The sequence below is a fragment of the Enhydrobacter aerosaccus genome, from assembly GCF_900167455.1.
In the GTDB taxonomy this organism is placed as follows: domain Bacteria; phylum Pseudomonadota; class Alphaproteobacteria; order Reyranellales; family Reyranellaceae; genus Reyranella; species Reyranella aerosaccus.
Genome location: NZ_FUWJ01000002.1, coordinates 1,058,586 through 1,076,557, shown reverse-complemented (window position 1 = coordinate 1,076,557; position 17,972 = coordinate 1,058,586). Strand labels below are relative to the sequence as shown.

20 protein-coding genes and 1 pseudogene are annotated in these 17,972 nt (G+C 65.0%); 11 read left to right on the top strand and 10 right to left on the bottom strand.

The features are described 5' to 3' along the window. Nucleotides 1-20 precede the first annotated feature (20 nt). The 5 genes and pseudogenes from B5D62_RS14465 (at nt 21) to B5D62_RS14445 (ending at nt 2,576) form a co-directional block, all read left to right on the top strand. On the top strand, nt 21-389 hold the full coding sequence (locus tag B5D62_RS14465) for an HVO_A0114 family putative DNA-binding protein (protein WP_085934544.1): 369 nt from the start codon (nt 21-23) through the stop codon (nt 387-389). Beyond that, a complete protein-coding gene (locus tag B5D62_RS14460; protein ID WP_085934543.1) occupies nt 386-850 on the top strand; it encodes a GFA family protein in 465 nt (154 codons plus the stop codon). Before B5D62_RS14465 ends, B5D62_RS14460 begins: the two co-directional genes overlap by 4 nt. Nucleotides 851-1,080: 230 nt before the next feature. Next, nucleotides 1,081-1,539: a YccF domain-containing protein gene (locus tag B5D62_RS14455; RefSeq protein ID WP_085934542.1), complete on the top strand. Its 459-nt coding sequence runs from the start codon at nt 1,081-1,083 to the stop codon at nt 1,537-1,539. 424 nt (nt 1,540-1,963) lie between these two features. Continuing rightward, nucleotides 1,964-2,259: pseudogene (locus B5D62_RS14450) on the top strand (type II toxin-antitoxin system RelE/ParE family toxin). A gap of 8 nt (nt 2,260-2,267) precedes the next feature. Further along, nucleotides 2,268-2,576 carry a HigA family addiction module antitoxin gene (locus B5D62_RS14445; RefSeq protein ID WP_085934541.1) on the top strand — a complete coding sequence of 103 codons (309 nt, stop codon included), beginning with the start codon at nt 2,268-2,270 and terminating at the stop codon, nt 2,574-2,576. A gap of 590 nt (nt 2,577-3,166) precedes the next feature. On the opposite strand, the gene cobT is transcribed toward B5D62_RS14445, so the two are convergent. Next, entirely contained in the window at nt 3,167-4,192 is a 1,026-nt protein-coding gene (cobT, locus tag B5D62_RS14435; protein ID WP_085934539.1) for a nicotinate-nucleotide--dimethylbenzimidazole phosphoribosyltransferase, read from the bottom strand. Between the two features lie 33 nt (nt 4,193-4,225). Here cobT and B5D62_RS14430 point away from each other — a divergent pair, with 33 nt between their 5' ends. The 5 genes from B5D62_RS14430 (at nt 4,226) to B5D62_RS14410 (ending at nt 7,960) form a co-directional block, all read left to right on the top strand. Then, on the top strand, nt 4,226-5,041 hold the full coding sequence (locus B5D62_RS14430) for an adenosylcobinamide-GDP ribazoletransferase (RefSeq protein ID WP_085934538.1): 816 nt from the start codon (nt 4,226-4,228) through the stop codon (nt 5,039-5,041). Between the two features lie 42 nt (nt 5,042-5,083). Beyond that, entirely contained in the window at nt 5,084-5,773 is a 690-nt protein-coding gene (locus B5D62_RS14425; protein WP_085934537.1) for a histidine phosphatase family protein, read from the top strand. Then, on the top strand, nt 5,770-6,612 hold the full coding sequence (locus B5D62_RS14420; protein ID WP_085934536.1) for a class I SAM-dependent methyltransferase: 843 nt from the start codon (nt 5,770-5,772) through the stop codon (nt 6,610-6,612). Before B5D62_RS14425 ends, B5D62_RS14420 begins: the two co-directional genes overlap by 4 nt. Continuing rightward, complete coding sequence (gene cobU / locus B5D62_RS14415; protein ID WP_085934535.1) at nt 6,612-7,181, top strand: bifunctional adenosylcobinamide kinase/adenosylcobinamide-phosphate guanylyltransferase; 570 nt, start codon at nt 6,612-6,614, stop codon at nt 7,179-7,181. Before B5D62_RS14420 ends, cobU begins: the two co-directional genes overlap by 1 nt. Before the next feature lie 92 nt (nt 7,182-7,273). Next, complete coding sequence (locus B5D62_RS14410; RefSeq protein WP_170920938.1) at nt 7,274-7,960, top strand: lipid-binding SYLF domain-containing protein; 687 nt, start codon at nt 7,274-7,276, stop codon at nt 7,958-7,960. 19 nt (nt 7,961-7,979) lie between these two features. Here B5D62_RS14410 and B5D62_RS14405 read toward each other — a convergent pair whose 3' ends face one another. From B5D62_RS14405 to B5D62_RS14390, 4 genes are read right to left on the bottom strand one after another with little or no spacing between them, the layout of a single operon-like run. Further along, the gene (locus B5D62_RS14405; RefSeq protein ID WP_218191081.1) at nt 7,980-8,402 is read right to left on the bottom strand and encodes an SRPBCC domain-containing protein; all 423 of its coding nucleotides are present in this window, start codon (nt 8,400-8,402) and stop codon (nt 7,980-7,982) included. Between the two features lie 11 nt (nt 8,403-8,413). Then, on the bottom strand, nt 8,414-9,076 hold the full coding sequence (locus tag B5D62_RS14400; protein ID WP_085934533.1) for a CoA transferase subunit B: 663 nt from the start codon (nt 9,074-9,076) through the stop codon (nt 8,414-8,416). A 10-nt stretch (nt 9,077-9,086) separates the two neighbouring features. Beyond that, nucleotides 9,087-9,788 carry a CoA transferase subunit A gene (locus B5D62_RS14395; protein ID WP_085934532.1) on the bottom strand — a complete coding sequence of 234 codons (702 nt, stop codon included), beginning with the start codon at nt 9,786-9,788 and terminating at the stop codon, nt 9,087-9,089. A 54-nt stretch (nt 9,789-9,842) separates the two neighbouring features. Beyond that, a complete protein-coding gene (locus B5D62_RS14390) occupies nt 9,843-10,388 on the bottom strand; it encodes a helix-turn-helix domain-containing protein (protein ID WP_085934531.1) in 546 nt (181 codons plus the stop codon). Nucleotides 10,389-10,667: 279 nt separating this feature from the next. Here B5D62_RS14390 and B5D62_RS14380 point away from each other — a divergent pair, with 279 nt between their 5' ends. Then, the gene (locus B5D62_RS14380; protein WP_170920937.1) at nt 10,668-13,487 is read left to right on the top strand and encodes an autotransporter family protein; all 2,820 of its coding nucleotides are present in this window, start codon (nt 10,668-10,670) and stop codon (nt 13,485-13,487) included. A 42-nt stretch (nt 13,488-13,529) separates the two neighbouring features. On the opposite strand, the gene B5D62_RS14375 is transcribed toward B5D62_RS14380, so the two are convergent. The 5 genes from B5D62_RS14375 to B5D62_RS14355 are packed head-to-tail and all read right to left on the bottom strand — an operon-like array spanning nt 13,530 to nt 17,946. Then, on the bottom strand, nt 13,530-14,306 hold the full coding sequence (locus B5D62_RS14375; protein WP_085934529.1) for an ABC transporter ATP-binding protein: 777 nt from the start codon (nt 14,304-14,306) through the stop codon (nt 13,530-13,532). Then, nucleotides 14,299-15,147: an ABC transporter permease gene (locus tag B5D62_RS14370; protein ID WP_085934528.1), complete on the bottom strand. Its 849-nt coding sequence runs from the start codon at nt 15,145-15,147 to the stop codon at nt 14,299-14,301. The genes B5D62_RS14375 and B5D62_RS14370 overlap by 8 nt, the downstream gene beginning before the upstream one ends. A gap of 10 nt (nt 15,148-15,157) precedes the next feature. Further along, a complete protein-coding gene (locus tag B5D62_RS14365; protein ID WP_085934527.1) occupies nt 15,158-16,114 on the bottom strand; it encodes an ABC transporter substrate-binding protein in 957 nt (318 codons plus the stop codon). Between the two features lie 56 nt (nt 16,115-16,170). Then, complete coding sequence (locus tag B5D62_RS14360) at nt 16,171-16,986, bottom strand: alpha/beta hydrolase (protein WP_085934526.1); 816 nt, start codon at nt 16,984-16,986, stop codon at nt 16,171-16,173. A gap of 48 nt (nt 16,987-17,034) precedes the next feature. Beyond that, nucleotides 17,035-17,946 carry a DMT family transporter gene (locus B5D62_RS14355; RefSeq protein WP_139373875.1) on the bottom strand — a complete coding sequence of 304 codons (912 nt, stop codon included), beginning with the start codon at nt 17,944-17,946 and terminating at the stop codon, nt 17,035-17,037. Nucleotides 17,947-17,972: the final 26 nt, after the last annotated feature.

Here is a 17,972-nt window from a genome sequence, read left to right as displayed (position 1 = left end):
CGCGATAGAGGAGTAATCCCATGACGACGCTGAAGGTCGGTATCGCCAGCTACAAGGAGATGAAGGCGCGCACCCTGGCTGCGGTGCGTGGCGAGCGACGCGTGGCGATCGATGGGCCGAAGGTCTGGTTCACCTCGACAGAGTCATTCGCCAAGATTCTGTCGGCCGACAATCGCGAGTTGCTGCGCGTCATCGCCGAGAAAGCGCCCGGTTCACTCGACGAGCTCTGCCGGATCACCGGCAAAGCCAAGTCGAACTTGTCTCGAACGCTGAGAATAATGGAAGGATACGGCCTGGTTCGCCTCGAGCGCGGGCGCATCACGCCGAAGGTCATGCATGACCGGATCGAACTCGAATTGCCCCTCATGCTGTCGGGCAAGGCAAGATGACTGCGCTTTATCTACCACTCACCGGCGGGTGCATCTGCGGATCGCTGCGTTACCGCGTCACCGGGCTGCCGCTAGGCGTTCTTGTGTGCCACTGCGGCAATTGTAAGCAGAGGACGGGAAGCGCGTTCTCGCTATCGATGATCACGTGGCGAAAGGATTTCGAGAGAACCGCAGGCGAGACGCTTTCATGTGACTCTCCCGGCGGCAGCGGGGCGATGCATCGACAGCACATATGCCCGCAGTGTCTTACCCGCACCTACACGGAGATGAGCGCCTATCCCGACATCATCAATGTGCGGCCCGGCACGCTCGACCAACCGCAGGCGGTCACTCCAATCGCCCAGGCCTGGACCAGTGTTGCGCAACCTTGGGCAATCCTGCCGAACTTGAGAAGCTACGAGGAAAACCCCGAAGACGTGCCGGATCTGTTCAAGGAATGGCAAGCGATACACGGAGCGTGAGGTCTCGATACCATTGGCCGCGATTTCATCTGTCGGCACCGCCACGTAGCTCCAGATGATGGCTTCGAAGCCCTGAGTCAAATCTCCGGCTTTAACGGCAGCGCGACGTGGCGGAGCTTTGCCAAGGTGGCGTCTGTATTATCCGTCATTGCCTGTCATACAACCGCAGCGAGCTTGCTGGAGGAAGAGTCGCGTGACACCCTGCCGTCGGTGGGAGCAAGGGGGACCAGATGAGGACTCTGGGTAACATTCTTTGGCACATTCCCTTCCTGGGGTTTGTCACGGCAACCTTTTATTGGCTTCTAGGGCTTCTCCTGACGGCGACGGTCATAGCGGCGCCTATTGGACTGGGGTTGATGGAATTCGGTAAGTTTCTCTTTGCTCCATTTGGTCATGCAATGGTTAGCAAGGCCGATCTGAAGGTGACCCAGAATCCCCTTTGGAAGAGCTATTCGACAATCGTCATGATTGTGTACCTGCCGTTTGGCTTGGTCTTCACGGCTATCAGCGCAATTCAAGCCTTCGCAGCATGCTTTTCTTTGGTCGGGATACCGGTTGCCCTCGTGATCGCCAAATCGCTCGGCACCGTCCTCAACCCTGTCAACAAAGTCTGTGTACATGCAGCCGTTGCGGAGGAACTGGAGCGACGAAGGGCGAACGCCGAAATCGCTAAACATATGGGCAACTAGGGCGGCCCGGTCGATGTTTAGGAGGAGACATTTGCCGCGGGCGAAAAGGACCTCTGCGATGAGGCTAAATGCCGGTGTGCAATCAGTCCCATTCACTCCCTACCATCGACGGCCATAATAGGTGCCTGAGCTGTATCGGCATATGTCCGCGCGGCGAAGAGCCTTTGGCGCAGAATTCGCGGGCATGGCGCAAAATCGTGTGAAATGCTCGAGTTGCTGTGCGTCATTGCCCAGAAGGCGCCTGGCTCAGTGCTTGGGAGAAACAGTTTTGCTGTCACTGGATTGTCCCATTGCCCCCTCTGCTGGCACTTCCAGCCAGAAGCTCAATGATATCGATGTGCCCGCGTCATCCGCCTCAAGACAGCATCGGCATTTGTGGTTTGTACCGGTGAGTGGTACATAGACTCATAAGTGGAGTCACCGAATGATCGTGAGCTTTCGGGACGCGTGCTGCGTGCGTTCTTTGTCGAGGACACACGGTCGCGACATATCCCGTCGGACCTCGACAACCGGCTCTTTCGCAAACTCCAGATGATCGACGATGCGATGACCGATCAGGACCTCCGTGTGCCACCCAGCAACCACTTCGAGAAGCTGCGTGGCAATCTTGCAGGATTCCATTCCATCCGTGTCAACAGTCAGTGGCGGCTGATTTTCCGATGGGACGGCAGGCGCGGGGAGGCGGAAGGCGTCTATCTCGACGACCACAGTCACCGATGAGGCAAACCATGCTGACGACGAAGCGCAAGCCGGCCACAGTCGGCGAAATCCTGATGGAAGAGTTCATGCAGCCGATGGGGCTAACCCAGGGCGCACTGGCTGAGGCGATGGGCGTTCAGCGCAAGCACGTCAACGAGCTGTGCAACAACCGGCGGACCGTGACGGCGGCGACAGCGCTCATTCTCGCGCGCGTGTTCGGCAACAGCGCCGACTTCTGGCTTAATGTCCAGCGCCGCAGTGATCTCTGGGAGGCGATGAATAGTCCCCACGAACGCGAGCGGATCGAACGCGCCACCCCTCTCCGCACCGCGGCGTGATCTTTGTTGCCGGGAGGAGGATGCTCTGGCGCAGAATCGGTTGTCTCGGTCTCGGAGGCTGCGCGCGATCCAGATGCAATGTTCCAACCGGACGCCGGCTTACGCATTCTGACTGACGATCCTACATCGAACCCGAGTCCTAATGTTGCATCGGGCGTCCCGTAAGCACGATGTCGGGCACGGAAGGTCACGGAGGATCGACTGGACTTCTGCCGCTGTGCAATCGATACCGTTCATTCACCATCATTGACGACCATAATAGGGACCTGAACCGCTTGGGCGCATGATGCGGGCATGTCGCCCTTCTTTGTCTGCTCCTTCGCTCTGATGCTCGCCGCTCTGCCGATGCTTTCCACGCGCGTCTGCGCGGCGAGAGCCTTCGGCGCCAGGCTCGCGACACTCGCGAGCGTCGCGAGGACCCGCGTAAAATGCCGTGGCATCAACGTTTCAGGCCAATCCTCGCGAGCCTCGCGATTTTTTAGTTTGCTGGCGGGAGAGGGGGAGGCGACTCGCGGGAAGAATCGATGGAAAGCCTTGTGCCGTCTGGCTTCGAGGCTTCCCGCGCTGTGGGAAGGATCGGGAAGTTTCGCTCAGCTCTTTCCGCTGACGCCGGCTTCGGCGAAGGTCGCCATGCCGTCGTGGCAGGCGGCCGCCGCCTTGAGGATCGGCACCGCGAGCGCCGCGCCCGAGCCTTCGCCCAGGCGCATGTCGAGGTCGAGCAACGGACGCTGGCCGATCGCTTCCAGCAGGCGCTTGTGGCCGGGTTCGGCCGAGCGATGGGCGACGCGGCAATGATCGAGCGCGTGCGGGTCGAAGGCGTAGAGCACCGCGGCGGCGGCGGTGCAGGCGTAGCCGTCGAGCAGCACGGGGATGCGGCCCATGCGGGCGGCGATCACGGCGCCGGCGATGGCGGCGAACTCCTCGCCGCCCACGGCCGCGAGGATGGCCAGCGGATCACGCGCCTCGATCGTCGCCTTGTGCTGCGCCAGGGCCTGGTCGATCACGGCGATCTTGGTGGCGAAGGCGGAGCCGGTGACGCCGGTTCCCGGACCGGCCCAGTCCGCGGCGCTGCCGCCGAACAGCGCAGCGCACAGGGTGGCGGCGCTGGTCGTGTTGGCGATGCCCATCTCGCCCAGGCACAGCACGTCGATACCGGGCTCGGGTGCCATCATGCCGTAGGCGATGGCATTGGCGGTGCGCGCCTCGGTCATCGCCGGGCCCTGCGTGAAGTCCGCGGTGGGATGGTCGAGGTCGAGCTCGTAGATGCGCAGGTCGGCATCGATCGAGGTGGCGAGCTGGTTGATCGCGGCACCGCCACGCAGGAAGTTCTGCACCATCTGCCGGGTGACTTCCGGCGGATAGGCCGAGACGCCGAGGCGGGCGACGCCATGCGTGCCGGCGAAGACCGCGATGCGCGGGCGCTCGATGCGCGGCCGGGCGCGGCCCTGCCAGGCGCCAAGCCATTCGGCCAGCTCTTCCAGACGGCCCAGCGAGCCGGGCGGCTTGGTCAATTCGACCTGGCGGCGAACCACCTCGGTCTGGGCCGTGAGGTCCGGTCCCGGCAGGTCGCGCAGGATGCGGCGGATTTCGTCGAAAGTGGCGGCTGGGGCGTTCATAGAGGGCGCGGACCATCCTATATTTGGCGCGCCATGACCAGCCCCAACGAGTTCCCCGAAGCCATCTCGGCCAATCAACCGGCGTCGTTCGACGAATGGCTGCAGGCCTTCAAGGAGCAGGCGTCGTTCTTCACCGGCGTGAAGTTCGATGTCGGCCTGCCGCGCTGGCCGTTGGCCGACGTCTTGCCGGTGCTGCCGTTCGTGGGCGCGGCCGTCGGGCTGGCGGCCGGACTGGTCTTTGCCATCGTGCGCGCCGTCGCGGGGCCAGGCTGGCTCGCCGCCGCCCTGGCCGTCGGGGCGGCGGTGCTGACTACACGCGCCCTGCACGAGGATGGCCTGGCCGATACGGCCGACGGGCTCGGCCCGCACGGGCTGGAGCCCGAGCGGCGGTTGGAGATCATGCGAGACAGCCGCAACGGCACGTTCGGCGTGTTGGCGCTGGCGTTGTCGGTGATCATCAAGATCGCCTGCCTGGCGCAGTTCAGCGGCGGGACGGGGCTTGCGGTGCTGATGGCCGCTCATGCGATGTCGCGCGCCGTGCTGGCCTATCCGCTGCTCGCCTATGCGCCGGTGCACGGCAATGGGCTCGGCGCGCAGGCCGGCAAGCCCACCGACAATGGCGTCGCGCTGGCGATCGGCATCGGCGGCGTGCTCGCCTTCATCCTGCTGGTCGGCAAGGGCTTCTTCGCTGCCATCCTGGCGCCTGCGGCGGCGATCGCGGTGGCGTGGTTCGGGGCGCGCTGGATCGCGGAACGGATCGGCGGCTATACCGGCGACACGCTGGGCGCGATCGAGCAAGCCGCCGAGCTGGCGTTTCTCGTGGTGGCGGCGCTGTTCATTGCCCACTAGATAAGCCGCGCACGCAACACGGGTTCATTTCGAGGAGCAGGCATGGCGACGGGAGCCAAGATCACCGGATCGATCACGCGCTGGTGGTGGGTGCGGCATGCGCCGGTGCCCAATCCGGAGCGCAAGTGCTACGGGCAGTTCGATAAGGATTGCGACGTCAGCAACGAGGAGCTGTTCCGCCACCAGGCGGCGCTCCTGCCGAAGGGTGCGGTCTGGTACTCCTCCAACCTCCTGCGTGCGCGCAAGACCGCCGAGAGTCTGGGCAAGGCCGGCGCCGAGTTCGGCGAGGTGTTGATCGATCCCGATCTGGCCGAGCAGCATTTCGGCGAGTGGCAGGGCCTCACCTATGCCGAGATCGCCGAGCGGCACGGCGACAACCATCTCTTCTGGCTGGCGCCTCCCGAGCGGCGACCGCCGGGCGGCGAGAGCTTCGTCGATCTGCGCGAGCGCACGGTGCGCAGCATCGAGCGACTGACCGAGAAATACCGCGGCCGCGACATCGTCGCGACGGCGCATGGCGGCACCATCCGCGCCGCGCTCGCACACGCCTTCAACATGCATCCCGAGGCTGCCGTGCGCTTCGAGATCGAGAATGTCTCGGTCACGCTGATCGAGCATTTCGAGCAGGCCGATCCAGAGCATGCCTGGCGTGTCGTCTTCACCAACTACATGCCGCGCCAGATCGTGCAGGCCCATGCCCATGCCAGCCATGCCGAGGCGAGCAAGGCATGAAGACGCAGGCCGAACTCGCCGCCGAACAGGCGTCGTTCTGGAACGGGCCGGGCGGCGAAGGCTGGCTGGCGTCGTACCAGCGCATCCAGCAGACGGTTGCCAGTTTCGGCGACGCTGTCCTCACGGCGGCCGCGGCGAAGCCAGGCGAATCGGTGCTGGATGTCGGCTGCGGCACCGGTGAGACCTCGGCCGTGCTGGCGCGGGCAGTCCAGCCGGGTGGGCGCGTGCTCGGGGTCGATATATCCGAAGTGCTGGTGGCGGCGGCGCGGCAGCAGGCGCCGGCCAACGCGACCTTCGTCGTCGGTGATGCCGCGACCCAGGCATTCGAGGCCGCCAGCATCGATCTCATCTTCTCGCGCTTCGGCGTCATGTTCTTCGCCGATCCAGTGGCGGCTTTCCGCAACCTGCACCGCGCACTCAAGCCCGGCGGTCGGCTGGTGTTCATCTGCTGGCGCACCCCGCAGGAGAATCCCTGGGGCCTGGTGCCGCTGCGGGCGGCGGCGCCGTTCCTGCCGCCGTTCGAGCGGCCGGGACCGGAAGAGCCCGGCCAATATGCCTTCGGCGACAGGGCGCATGTCGAACGCATCCTGACCGCGGCTGGATTCGGCACGCCGCGCTTCGAGGCGATCGACCGTCCGGTCCTGTTGGGCCGTGACGTTGCCGCCGTGTTGGACAGCCTGGTGCGATTCGGACCGCTGTCGCGGCTGCTCGCCGAGGCGGCGCCCGACGCGCGCGACAAGGCGCTGAAGGCCGTCGCTGAGGTGCTCAAGCCGCACGAGAGCCCCGACGGCATTCGTCTGCCCGGCGCCTGCTGGCTGGTGACTGCCGGCTTCCACTGATGGAGCATACAAGGTCTTCATCCTTGCCGCCCGTGACGCTAGTGCTGGGCGGTGCACGTTCCGGCAAGAGCACGCATGCGGAGAAGCTGGCGACCGGCACGCTGTTCGGTGGGCTGCCGCGGCAGGCCGTCTATATCGCCACCGCGCAGGCCGGCGATGTCGAGATGGCGACGCGCATCATGGCGCACCGGGCGCGGCGCGGCGGTGGTTGGACCACGATCGAGGAGCCGTTGAAGCTGGCCGTCGCGATCCAGGGCGCAGCCGCGCCGCGCCAGCCGATCCTCGTCGATTGCCTCACGCTCTGGCTATCGAACCTGATGCATGCCGGCGCCGATCTCGACGAGGCGGCCGACGAGCTGGTGCGTTCGCTCGAAGGACTCGCGTCACCAGTGCTGTTCGTGAGCAACGAAGTCGGTCTCGGCATCGTCCCCGAGACGCCGCTCGGGCGAGCCTTCCGCGACGCGCAGGGCCGCCTCAACATGCGCATGGCCGAGCGGGCCGACCGCGTCATCCTGATGACCGCCGGGCTGCCGTTGACACTAAAAGATCGCCCGGCGCCGCGGGGCTGAGGCCGCAATTCGGCCCCGAACCATGGTATGATTCGATGTTGTGGCCACGAAGGCGCTTCCCCGGCGCCGGCCCGCCAACCAAGGAGCAGTCAATGAAGCTCGATCGCCGATCCGTCCTGGCCGGCAGCATGGCGTCCCTGGCCGCGCCGTTCATCGGCGCCACGGTCGCCCGCGCCGATGCGCGACGCCAGGCGCTGGTCGATCAATGCCTGCAGTCGGCGCAGAAGGTGCTGAGTGGCAAGGACTTCCCCGACGCGCTCAAGCTCATGCCCAGCGCCAAGGGCCTGATCATCATTCCCGAATTGGTGCAGGGTGGCTTCATCCTCGGCGCTGCCGGCGGGCGCGGCGTGCTGGTGGCGCAGAGCCGGCCCAACGACTGGTCGTATCCGGCCTTCTACTTCATGGGCTCCGGCAGCATCGGCCTGCAGGTCGGTGGCAAGGTCTCGGAGATCGTGTTCATCATCCGCACCGAGAAGGGCCTGAACGCGATCCTGGACAAGAAGTTCAAGTTCGGCGCTGAAGCCGGCGTGACCATGGTCGCGGTCGGCGCGGGCTTCGAAGGGGCGACCACGGCGGCCGCGGGCGGCGACATCGTCGCCTTCGCCAACTCTAACGGCCTGTTTGCCGGCGCCTCGCTCGAAGGCTCGTACATCGACGCCGACAACGACTGGAACGCGCTCTACTATGGCGCCGATGCGACCGGCCGCGCGATCGTGATCGACCGTCGCTTCACCAATCCCGGCGCCGAGCCGCTGCGCCAGTTCCTGGCCAAGTGGTGAGGCGCCGCAGCATCGCGCTCTAACAGCGGTTCTCGATCCGATGCTTGAGCGCCTGGTTCATGTCGATGAAGCCGCGCTCGGTATCGGCCAATAGATCCGAGAGCAGCGGTACCAGCAATCCACTGAAGGTCTCTTGCTGGCGCAGGCGGCAACCGCCGGCCTTCGGCTCCAGGACGAAGCCGTGCTCGCCATCGAGCAGGCCGGGCAGAACCGTGCGGCCCAGCCAGCGCAGTTCACGGCCCGGCGTCGCGGCGAGGACCGTCGGCTTGAAGGTGACTGCCCGACGGCCGGGCGGCTGCACCGTGACGGCCAGCCTGGCGCCGACCGACGCTTCGCCGGACAGGCGGCAGATGAAGGGGTTCCAGTCCGGGTAGGTGGCGAAATCGATCAACTCGTCCCACACCGCCGCCGGACGGGCGGCGATGTCGATGGCTGTCTCGATCCGCCTGACGTTCAGGCGACGACCTTGAGGCCCGGCGCGATCGAGAGCTTGGCCTGGGTCTTGGCCTTGACCTCGTCGACGCTGACGGCATCGGCCAGCTCGAGCAGGGTGACGCCGCCGGCGCCGTGCTTGTCGACCGTGAACACGCCGAGCTCGCTGATCACCATGTCGACCACGCGCCGGCCGGTCAGCGGCAGGGTGCAGGCCTTGAGGAGCTTCGACTGACCGTCCTTGGAGACATGCTCCATGGTGACGATGACGCGCTTCACGCCGGCGACGAGATCCATCGCCCCGCCCATGCCCTTCACCATCTTGCCCGGGATCATCCAGTTGGCGAGATCGCCGTTCTCCGCCACTTCCATGGCGCCCAGGATCGACAGGTCGATATGGCCGCCGCGGATCATGGCGAAGCTGTCGGCCGAGCTGAAATACGAGGTACCTTTCACCTCGGTCACCGTCTGCTTGCCGGCATTGATGATGTCGGCATCGACCTCGTTGTCGAACGGGAACGGGCCGACGCCCAGCATGCCGTTCTCGCTCTGCAGTGTGATGTCGACATCCTCGGGCACGTAATTCGAGACCAGCGTCGGAATGCCGATGCCGAGATTGACGTAGAAGCCGTCCTTCAGTTCCTTGGCGGCGCGCGCCGCCATCTGATCGCGGGTCCAAGCCATCTTCGCTCTCCTAAGCCTTGCGCGTGGTGCGCTGCTCGATCTTCTTCTCGTATGGCGCACCACAGAAGATGCGCTGCACGAACACGGCCGGCGTGTGTACATGATCGGGATCGATCTGCCCCACCGGCACCAGCTCCTCGACCTCGGCGACGCAGACCTTGGCCGCGGTCGCCATCATCGGATTGAAGTTCCGCGCGGCCTTGCGATAGACGAGGTTGCCGGCGGTATCGCCCTTCCAGGCCTTGACCAGCGCGATGTCGCCGAACAGGCCGCGCTCCATCACGTATTCCTCGCCGTCGAACACCTTGGTCTCCTTGCCTTCGGCCACCAGCGTGCCGACGCCGGTCTTGGTGTAGAAGGCGGGAATGCCGGCGCCGCCGGCGCGCACGCGCTCGGCCAGCGTACCCTGTGGGTTGAACTCCAGCTCGAGCTTGCCCTCGAGATAGAGCTTGGCGAAGGTCTTGTTCTCGCCGACATAGGACGAGATCATCTTCTTGATCTGCCCGGTCTCCAGCAACAGGCCCAATCCGGCGCCGTCGATGCCGGCATTGTTGCTGACGCAGGTCAGACCCGTCACGCCCGAGTCACGGACCGCCTGGATCAGCTTGTCGGGAATGCCGACCAGCCCGAAGCCGCCACACATCAGCATCAGCCCGTCGCTCAGCAGACCATCGAGCGCCGACTTGGCATCCTTGTAGACCTTGTTCGCCATCGCCTCTTCCTGCAATCCGTGCCTTTCGCATATGCGGGAGCGGCTCGCCGGCTGTCAATGCGGTCGCGCTGTGCGGCTGGACGGTGCCGTGGGCTCGTCACCGGTCAAGGTGAAGAGCCCCTGATCCAGGGCGGTATTGATGAACCGGATGGTGTCGTTGATGGCCTGCTGGAGCAAGGCCAGGTTCTCGGTCCGCTGCAGGAAGCCCGGCTTCATCACATATTCGCCACGCTTCACCTGGGTGATGGCGCCAAGCTCGATCAGCTTCCTGATCTTGCGCCGCACGGTCTCGCGGGGAATGCCGGTGGCCGCGGCGATCGACAGCGCATTGACACCGCGCTGGCCCTCGACCCCGACGACGTTCCGCACGCTCCGGAAGTGGTCGCGCATCTGCGGATCCCGCATCAGCGGCTCGATCGCCGAGAGCGCAATCGCTTCCGAGATCAAGGCGACCTCGAGGTCGCCGGCATAGGCCCGACGGCGGGCGTTGTCGATGCGCTGGCTGAGATTGAAGAACAGGTAACAGAACAGCCGGATCTGATCGGGCCCTGGAGCTTGTGCCAGACGGAAGGAAGGGCCTTTCCCCTTGGCCTTAGTCATTGTCGAACGCTGCCCACTACAACGATGTACTCCCGTATTCATTAATACAGAGGTCTTCATAACCGCGCATGCTCAAATACTGTCGCTGATTCGACCCAGTTCCACGCATTGGTTCGTCGGTGTCCGTCCGGCCGAAGGCTTGACGGGGTGGTCTGCTTCTCGTCCTGGGATAGTGATAGACAAATAATACACGTATTGCGCGTTGAAGCGGAAATGAGTACTCCCGATTCCAGCGGCGCGCGACGCGACCCGGAAGTTCGCTGTGGATCGAGGTTGAGAATGTCCGGAAGGAAATCGTTGGCCTCGTCATCCGGATTGGCTTTCGCGCTTGTGTTGTTCTGCAATGCCGTGGCGCTAGCAGACAGTGGCGGCGCTGGAGGCGGTGGGTCGCCCGGCGTGTCGGCTCCCGGCGGTAGTGGAAGTGCCAACTCGGCAGGTGGTGTCGGCGCTTCTGGATCAGGCCTGACTGCAGGCGGCGGCGGCGGTGCGGGAGTTACCGGTGGCAGCGGTGGTTCCGGCAGCGCTGGCTCCGCGAGCGGAGGTGCAGGCGCGGTATCGCCGGGAGGGTCGGGCGGGGCCGGCGCGGACGCGATATTTGGTTTACAACAGGGCGGCGGCGGCGGTGGCGGCGGCGCTCATGGTGCGGTCGTCACCACGGCGACCACCAATGCTTCGCCTTTGAGCGGGGGTGGTGGCGGCGCTGGCGGCAGCCAGGGCAGCCTCGGCGGCGGCGGTGGCGGCGGGGAGGGAGGATACGGGGCGGTAGTCAATGCCGCGATTACCTATACCAATAGGTCAAGCATCGCTGGGGGCAGCGGCGGCAATGGTGGAGTGTCCACCCACGACTATGCCGGCGGTGGCGGCGATGGTGGGCTCGGCATTGCCTTCAGTGCGACCGGCGCCGAGTTAATCAACTCGGGCAGTATCACTGGCGGCAATGGCGGTGCTGGTGGCGGCAGTCTGACTGGTGGCAATGGCAATGGTGGAAGCGGCGCTGCGGGTGTCACCGGCGCGACATTAACCATTCGGAACGTCGGGATGATCGCAGGTGGTAACGGTGGGGCAGCCGGAGGCGGCACCGGCGATGCCGGCGCGGCCGGCGTCGGCGGCGTAGGCATCATCGGCAGTAACCTGAATATCATTAACGGCGGCAGCATCAGCGGGGGCCTGTCAGGTGCGGGCGTACGAGCTGATGCTGTTACCTTTACGGGTGGCACCAATATCCTGCAATTGCAGGCTGGATCGACGATCACGGGCAATGTCGCGGCATTCAGTGCCGCCGACAAACTGCAGCTTGGCGGGACGACCGGCGGGACCTTCGACGTCTCGGCCTTAGGCCTGCAGTTTCAGAACTTTGGCAGCTATGAAAAGACCGGAAGCGGTATCTGGACGTTAACGGGTACTCAGACTTCGACGTCCAACTGGGTGGTGAGCGGGGGGACTCTCAATGTCTCTGGTTCGATCACGAGTGCCGGCCTGACGACCGTCGCGAGTGGCGGCACCTTGAGCGGTGTCGGCGCTGTGGGGACACTTCAAGTGAACGCGGGCGGCATCCTCTCTCCAGGTGCCGCGAACGCACCCGGCACATCAATGACAATCGCGGGAAGCCTGACCTTGGCCGTCGGCTCTTCCTACCAAATTTACGTGAACCCGACGGCATCCACCTTTGCCAACGTCATCGGCAATGCGACCTTGAATGGGACCGTCCTTGCGAGCTTTGCGCCGGGCGGATATCTGCAAAAGACTTACCTAATTCTTCATTCGACAGGGTTGGGCGGCTCGACCTTCTCCGGCTTCACCACGGCGAACCTTCCCCGGGCGTTCGCAGCAAGCCTTTCCTATTCATCAACCGATGCCTACCTGAATCTCACGGCGCTGCTGGCACAACCGCAGGGATTGGGCGGCGAAGGTTTCAACCAGAACCAGCAAAGCGTCGCAGCCGGCATCAATAACTACTTCAATTCCGGCGGTCCGTTACCGCCGAACTTTACCGGCCTGTTCAATCTGTCCGGCGGCAATTTGTCTGCTTCGCTATCTCAGCTTGCTGGCCAGGCGATGACGGGTAGCCGGATCGGCGCAACATCGATGATGACGCAGTTCATGGCGTTGATGCTGGATCCGTGCGTTTCGGGACGGGCATGTGGTCCGAGCGGACCGCAATCGGGGCCAGCGTCATCGGCACAACCTTCGGCTGGCGTAATGAAAGAGGATGCCTTCTGCGGCTGCGACCTCGAGGCCGCCGACCTCGACGCGGCATGGCAACGGCGATGGGCGGCGTGGGGCGCCGGCTTCGGTGGCGGGGGCAATACAAGCGGCAACAATATGGTCGGCACGAGTAGCGTGACGGCCAGCACCTATGGTGGTGCGGCAGGCCTCGATTACAACTATTCGCGTGAGACGCTGCTGGGTATCGCGATTGCGGCAGGCGGCATGAACTGGGGACTTGGTGGCGGACTGGGAGGTGGCAACAGCACGTCGTTCCAAGCCGGTCTTTACGGAATGACGCGGGACGGTCCGGCTTATGCGTCGGCGGGATTGGCATTCGCGGAGCATCTCGTGAACACGAGCCGATCGGCGTTGGGGGATCAGCTGACGGCGCGCTTCACGGCGCAGAGCTACGCAGCGCGGGCCGAGGGAGGCTATCGCTTCGCGACAACATCCCAAAATGTCGGAATCACGCCGTATGGCGCTGTGCAGTACCAGACCTTTCATACGCCGGCTTACGGTGAGACGGACCGAACGGGCGGCGGCTTCGGACTCAATTACAATGCCTCTGACGCCACCGATACACGCACCGAGCTCGGCGCCCGCTTTGACAACCAGATGCAAGCCGACGGCAAACCGCTGATGCTGCGCGGGCGGCTGGCGTGGGCGCACGACTTTATCACCAATCCGACCGTCGTAGCTGCCTTTCAGGCGCTGCCTGGATCGACCTTCATCGTAAACGGCGCGACACCGTCCTCTGACTCGGCACTGGCGTCGGTGAGCGGTGAATATCTCCTCACACCACAGATGTCGGTGGTGGCCAGATTCGATGGTGAATTCTCGGGCATTTCACAGAGTTATGCTGGCACTGCGTCGATCCGCTATCGCTGGTGACCCAGGAGCTGGCCGTCGCTGACGTCCTTTCGACGATGCTGATCACGCCGCCTTGCGACCGTGATGACTGTGCAGCTTGGCGCCCAGTGCACGGCGGACCGCGTTGAATTCCGGGCTCGCCACATCGCGCGGGCGGGCGAGATCGAGCGCGTTGTCGCTCTCGATGCGGCCCGGCCCCGGGGTCATCACCACGACTCGATTGGCAAGGAAGATCGCCTCCTCGATCGCATGCGTGACGAACACCACGGTGAGCTTCGTGCGCTGCCAGATCTCCAGCAGCTCGTCCTGCAGGCGCTCGCGCGTCATCGCGTCGAGCGCGCCGAACGGCTCGTCCATCAGCACCAGCTCGGCGTCGTTGGCCAGCACGCGCGCGATCGCCACGCGCTGCTTCATGCCGCCCGAAAGCTGGTGCGGATAGACATCGGCGAACTTCGTGAGCCCCACCAGCTCGACGAACTTGTCGACCGTCTCCCTGACCTGCGAGCGGGCCAGCCCGCGCGCGGCCGGGCCGAAGCCGATATTCTCCCGCACCGTCAGCCACGGGAACAGCGCGTAGTCCTGGAACACCATGCCCCGGCTGGGATCGGGGCCAGTGATGGGCTTGCCCCACATCAGCGCCTGGCCGGAGGAGGGCTGCTCGAAGCCCGCCATGATGCGCAGCAGGGTCGACTTGCCACAGCCCGAGGCGCCGATCAGGCAGACGAATTCGCCCTTGGCGATCGACAGGTTGGCATCGGACAGCGCCTGGATGGTCTGCTGCTGGAGCTGGAAGGTCTTCGAGACGCGGCTGATCTCGATGATGGGCGAGGCGTCAACCATGATGGCTCGGGCTCCAGCGCAGCAGGCGATTGCCGAGCGCCACGACCAGCCGGTCCGAGACATAGCCGGCGAGGCCGATCACGATCATGCCGCAGATGACCAGCTCGGTGCGCGACAGCGTGCGGCCATCCATGATGACCGCCCCCAGCCCTTGCGGCACGCCGGTCATCTCGCCGACCACGATCACGAACCACGCCAGCCCGAGGCCTAGCCGCAGGCCGGTGAAGATCGACGGCGTCGCCGCCGGCAGCACGACCTTGTAGAACTGGGCGCTGCCGCGGCAGCCCAGCATCGACGCCGCCTCGAACAGCTTGGGATCGACGGAGCGCACGCCGAAGGTGGTGTTGAGCAGGATCGGATAGAAGGCGCCGAGGCAGACCAGGGCGAAGGCCGACTTCGCCCCCAGGCCGAACAGGATCATCGACAGTGGCAGCCAGGCGGTGACGGGAATCGGCCGCATCAGCTGCAGGAACGGATCGAGCAGCATGCGCGCGGTCTGCATGCGCCCGACCATCATGCCGATTGGCAAGGCGAACAACGCCGCCAGGGCGAAGCCACCATAGACGCGGCTCATGGAAGCGAGAAGGTGCGTCAGGAGCGTGCCGGAATAGGCATCGTCGTAGAGCCCGCCGACCGCGAAATCGACCATCTCCTGGCCGACTTCGTAGGGAGTCGGGATCAGCAGCGTCCATCGGTTCGTGGTCGCCACCTGCCAGAAGGCCAGCAGGAGCAGTGGCACGATCAGGGCGAGCGTCGTCGGTCGCAGGCGCTGCCAGAAGGCGTGAGAGAGCGACCGCCGCACCGCGACGGCCGGCCCGGAGCTGGTCTCGGCGACAGCCATGTCGCGCGCCTCAGCTGGCGGCGAGTTCGTTCGAGAACCTGGGATTGAGGAAGGTTCCGAAGTCGGGCAGGGCGCGGATCTGCTTCAGGTTGAGCATGTGCTGGGCGTAGGTCTTGGCCTGGCCCTGCACCGTATCGTCGAGCTTCCAGACATACTCGACGTTGTGCGCCCCCAGCGCCTGCTCGACGGCGGCGCGGTTGGCACCGAGCTTCTGCACCGACATGTCGACCACCGCCGGCGTGTTCTCGGTCATGAACTCGACCGCCTTGCGATGCGTCTTCAGCATCGCCAGCACGAGATTGGGATCCTTGGCGACGGTATCGGCGTGGGTGGCGAAGATCATGTTCAGCCCGCCCATGGCCGTCCCGTAGGGATATTCGACCAGCTGCCCGATGCCCGTGGAAATCGACAGGCCCGGCCCCGGCTCGGCACCGACATAGGCGTCGATGTCGCCGCGCGCCAGCATGGCGGGCATCTCGCCGAACGGGACGCGCACGGGCGTGATGTCCTTGACGGACATGCCTTCCATCTTCAGGCGCTCGAGGATGAAGACCTCCTGGGTCGAGCCCGGCCAGATGCCGACCTTCTTGCCCTTGAGGTCCTTGATCGTGTGCATATCGGTTCCGGCCTTGGCGATCACGCCCATGCCCTTGTTGGACAGGGCGCCGACCACGACGACCGGCTCGCCGACGGCTGCGCCCAGGATCGCGGCGGCAATGCCGAAGGTGCCGAAATCGACCGACTTGGTGACGACAGCGTTCTTGCCGTCCGTCGGGCTGTCGAACACCACGATCTCGAGCTTCATGCCCGGCGGCAGGAAACGCTCGTAGAAATAGGGCGGCATCGAATGGACGAGCCGCAACGCGCCCATTTTCACGGTGCGGTCTTGGGCCTTGAGAATGGACGGGGCCGCCAGGGTGGCAGCAGCCAGAACTGAGCCCGCAAGCAGGCGCCGACGATCGATCATGACAACACTCCCTCCCCCGGTAAGGAGGGCGGGAGCAAGGGCCGTGCCAACTGTCTTCAGTCAGCCAGCAAAAGGAGCTGGCGCGTCAGGACCCCATCGGGCTTCTGCAGCTCGTGGACGATCGTGAAGTGATTGGCACCGGCGACGGGAACGAGTGGTCCCGCCAGGTGCGCTTCGGAGCGCTTGGCGTGAAGGGCGCGGCTATCCCCCACCAGCGCAGGCAGCTCGGCGGTGCCATAGGTGATGGCCATCGGCTTCGGCACCATGGGCAGGCGCAAGGGCGATAGACGTTCGATTTCCAGATCGCTGAGCCGAAGCTTCTCGTTCAGATAGGTGTCGCGAATCGGCCCGAGCTCATGGACCCCGGAGATGGCGAGACCCGCGTTCACGCGCGGATGGCCAAGGCAGGCAGCCGTAAGATGTCCGCCGGCCGACCAGCCCGACAGCACGACTTGCCCGTTGATGCCATGCGCCGGCCCGTTGGCGGCGAGCCAGTCGAGGGCGGCGTTGATCTCGGCCACGATCTCGGTGAGTGAGGCGTCGGGCGCCAGGGTGTAGCCGGGCAGGGCGGCAGCCCAGCCATGAGCATGGGGCCCCGCAATCAGGTTGGCGAACATGCCCTTGCTGTTGCGCTGCCAGTAGCCGCCATGGATGAAGACGATGCACGGAGCGTTCGGATCGGCCGCCGGGAACAGGTCCCAGGTGTTGCGTTCCTTCGGCCCGTAGCGCAAGTCGAGATGCTGCGGATGGGCCTGACGGAATGCCTTCGACTCGGCCTCGCGGGCCGCGCTCAGCTCACTGCTGTTCTTCACCGCCATCGAATTGTTGTAGGCCGCGTCACGTTCGGCGCGGCTCATCGTGCCCCAGTTCATTGCTTCCTCCCTGACCCAAGCTTAGCCGGATTTGCCGTTCCGGTTCCCCTATTTTGGTTGAGCACCAGAAGGCGTGGGACGATCGAGGATGACGATCGCGATGCCGGCAATCACCAGTCCCGTGCCGAGCAGCAGCGGCACCGTGACCTTCTCTCCGACCAGGAGGATCGAGGAGAGGATGCCCATCAGCGGCACGCCCAGCATGCCGAGCGACGTGGTGATGGGCGGCAGAGCCCGGGTGACGGAGACGGCGGCCCAGGTCCCGGCCGGTCCGGCGAAGGAGCCGATATAGAGCAGCGCGACCCACAATTGCCATTTGTCGAAATCGAGATGGCCGTCGGGCTCGGCGACGAGTGCGAGCAGCCAGAGCAGGACGGTTGCCACGCTCATCTGCCACGGCAGCACGTCGAGCGGACTGGTGTGCCAGCGGTGGCGGCGCGTGTGCATGATGGCGAGTGCCCAGGTGAAGCCCGCCAGAAGCAGATAGACATGGCCCATGATGATGGCATGGTCGTGCCAATCGAGCCGGCCTGGATCGGCCAGCGTAACGATGCCGATGACGCCGAGCGCCGCCCCCGCAATCGCCCGCCATCCGACCCTTTCCCCGACCAGCAGCGACAGCGGCACCATCCAGAGCATGGTGGTGTAGGCGAGCACGCCTGAGCGGCCGGGCGGCACGTTCTGGACGCCGAGATTGGCGAGCGCGAAAAAACTGGAAAGCTGCAGCGTGCCGACAGAGAAGATCACCGGCCATTCGCCGCGTGGCGGCCATTTCAGGCGACCGAGCAGCGCCAGCAGCACGAAGGCAGTGAGGGCCGAAAGCGTCGCCCGTCCCGCCGCCAGCCAGATCGGCGAGCCGGCCATCAAGCCAATCTTCATCACCGGCCAGGTCAGGCCGAACAGGAGAATGGTGGCGCCGAGTTGCAGCCACGCCGCGCGGGGGACGGTCTTGTCAGTCATGATCTTCCGGACCGCGGACGGGAAGC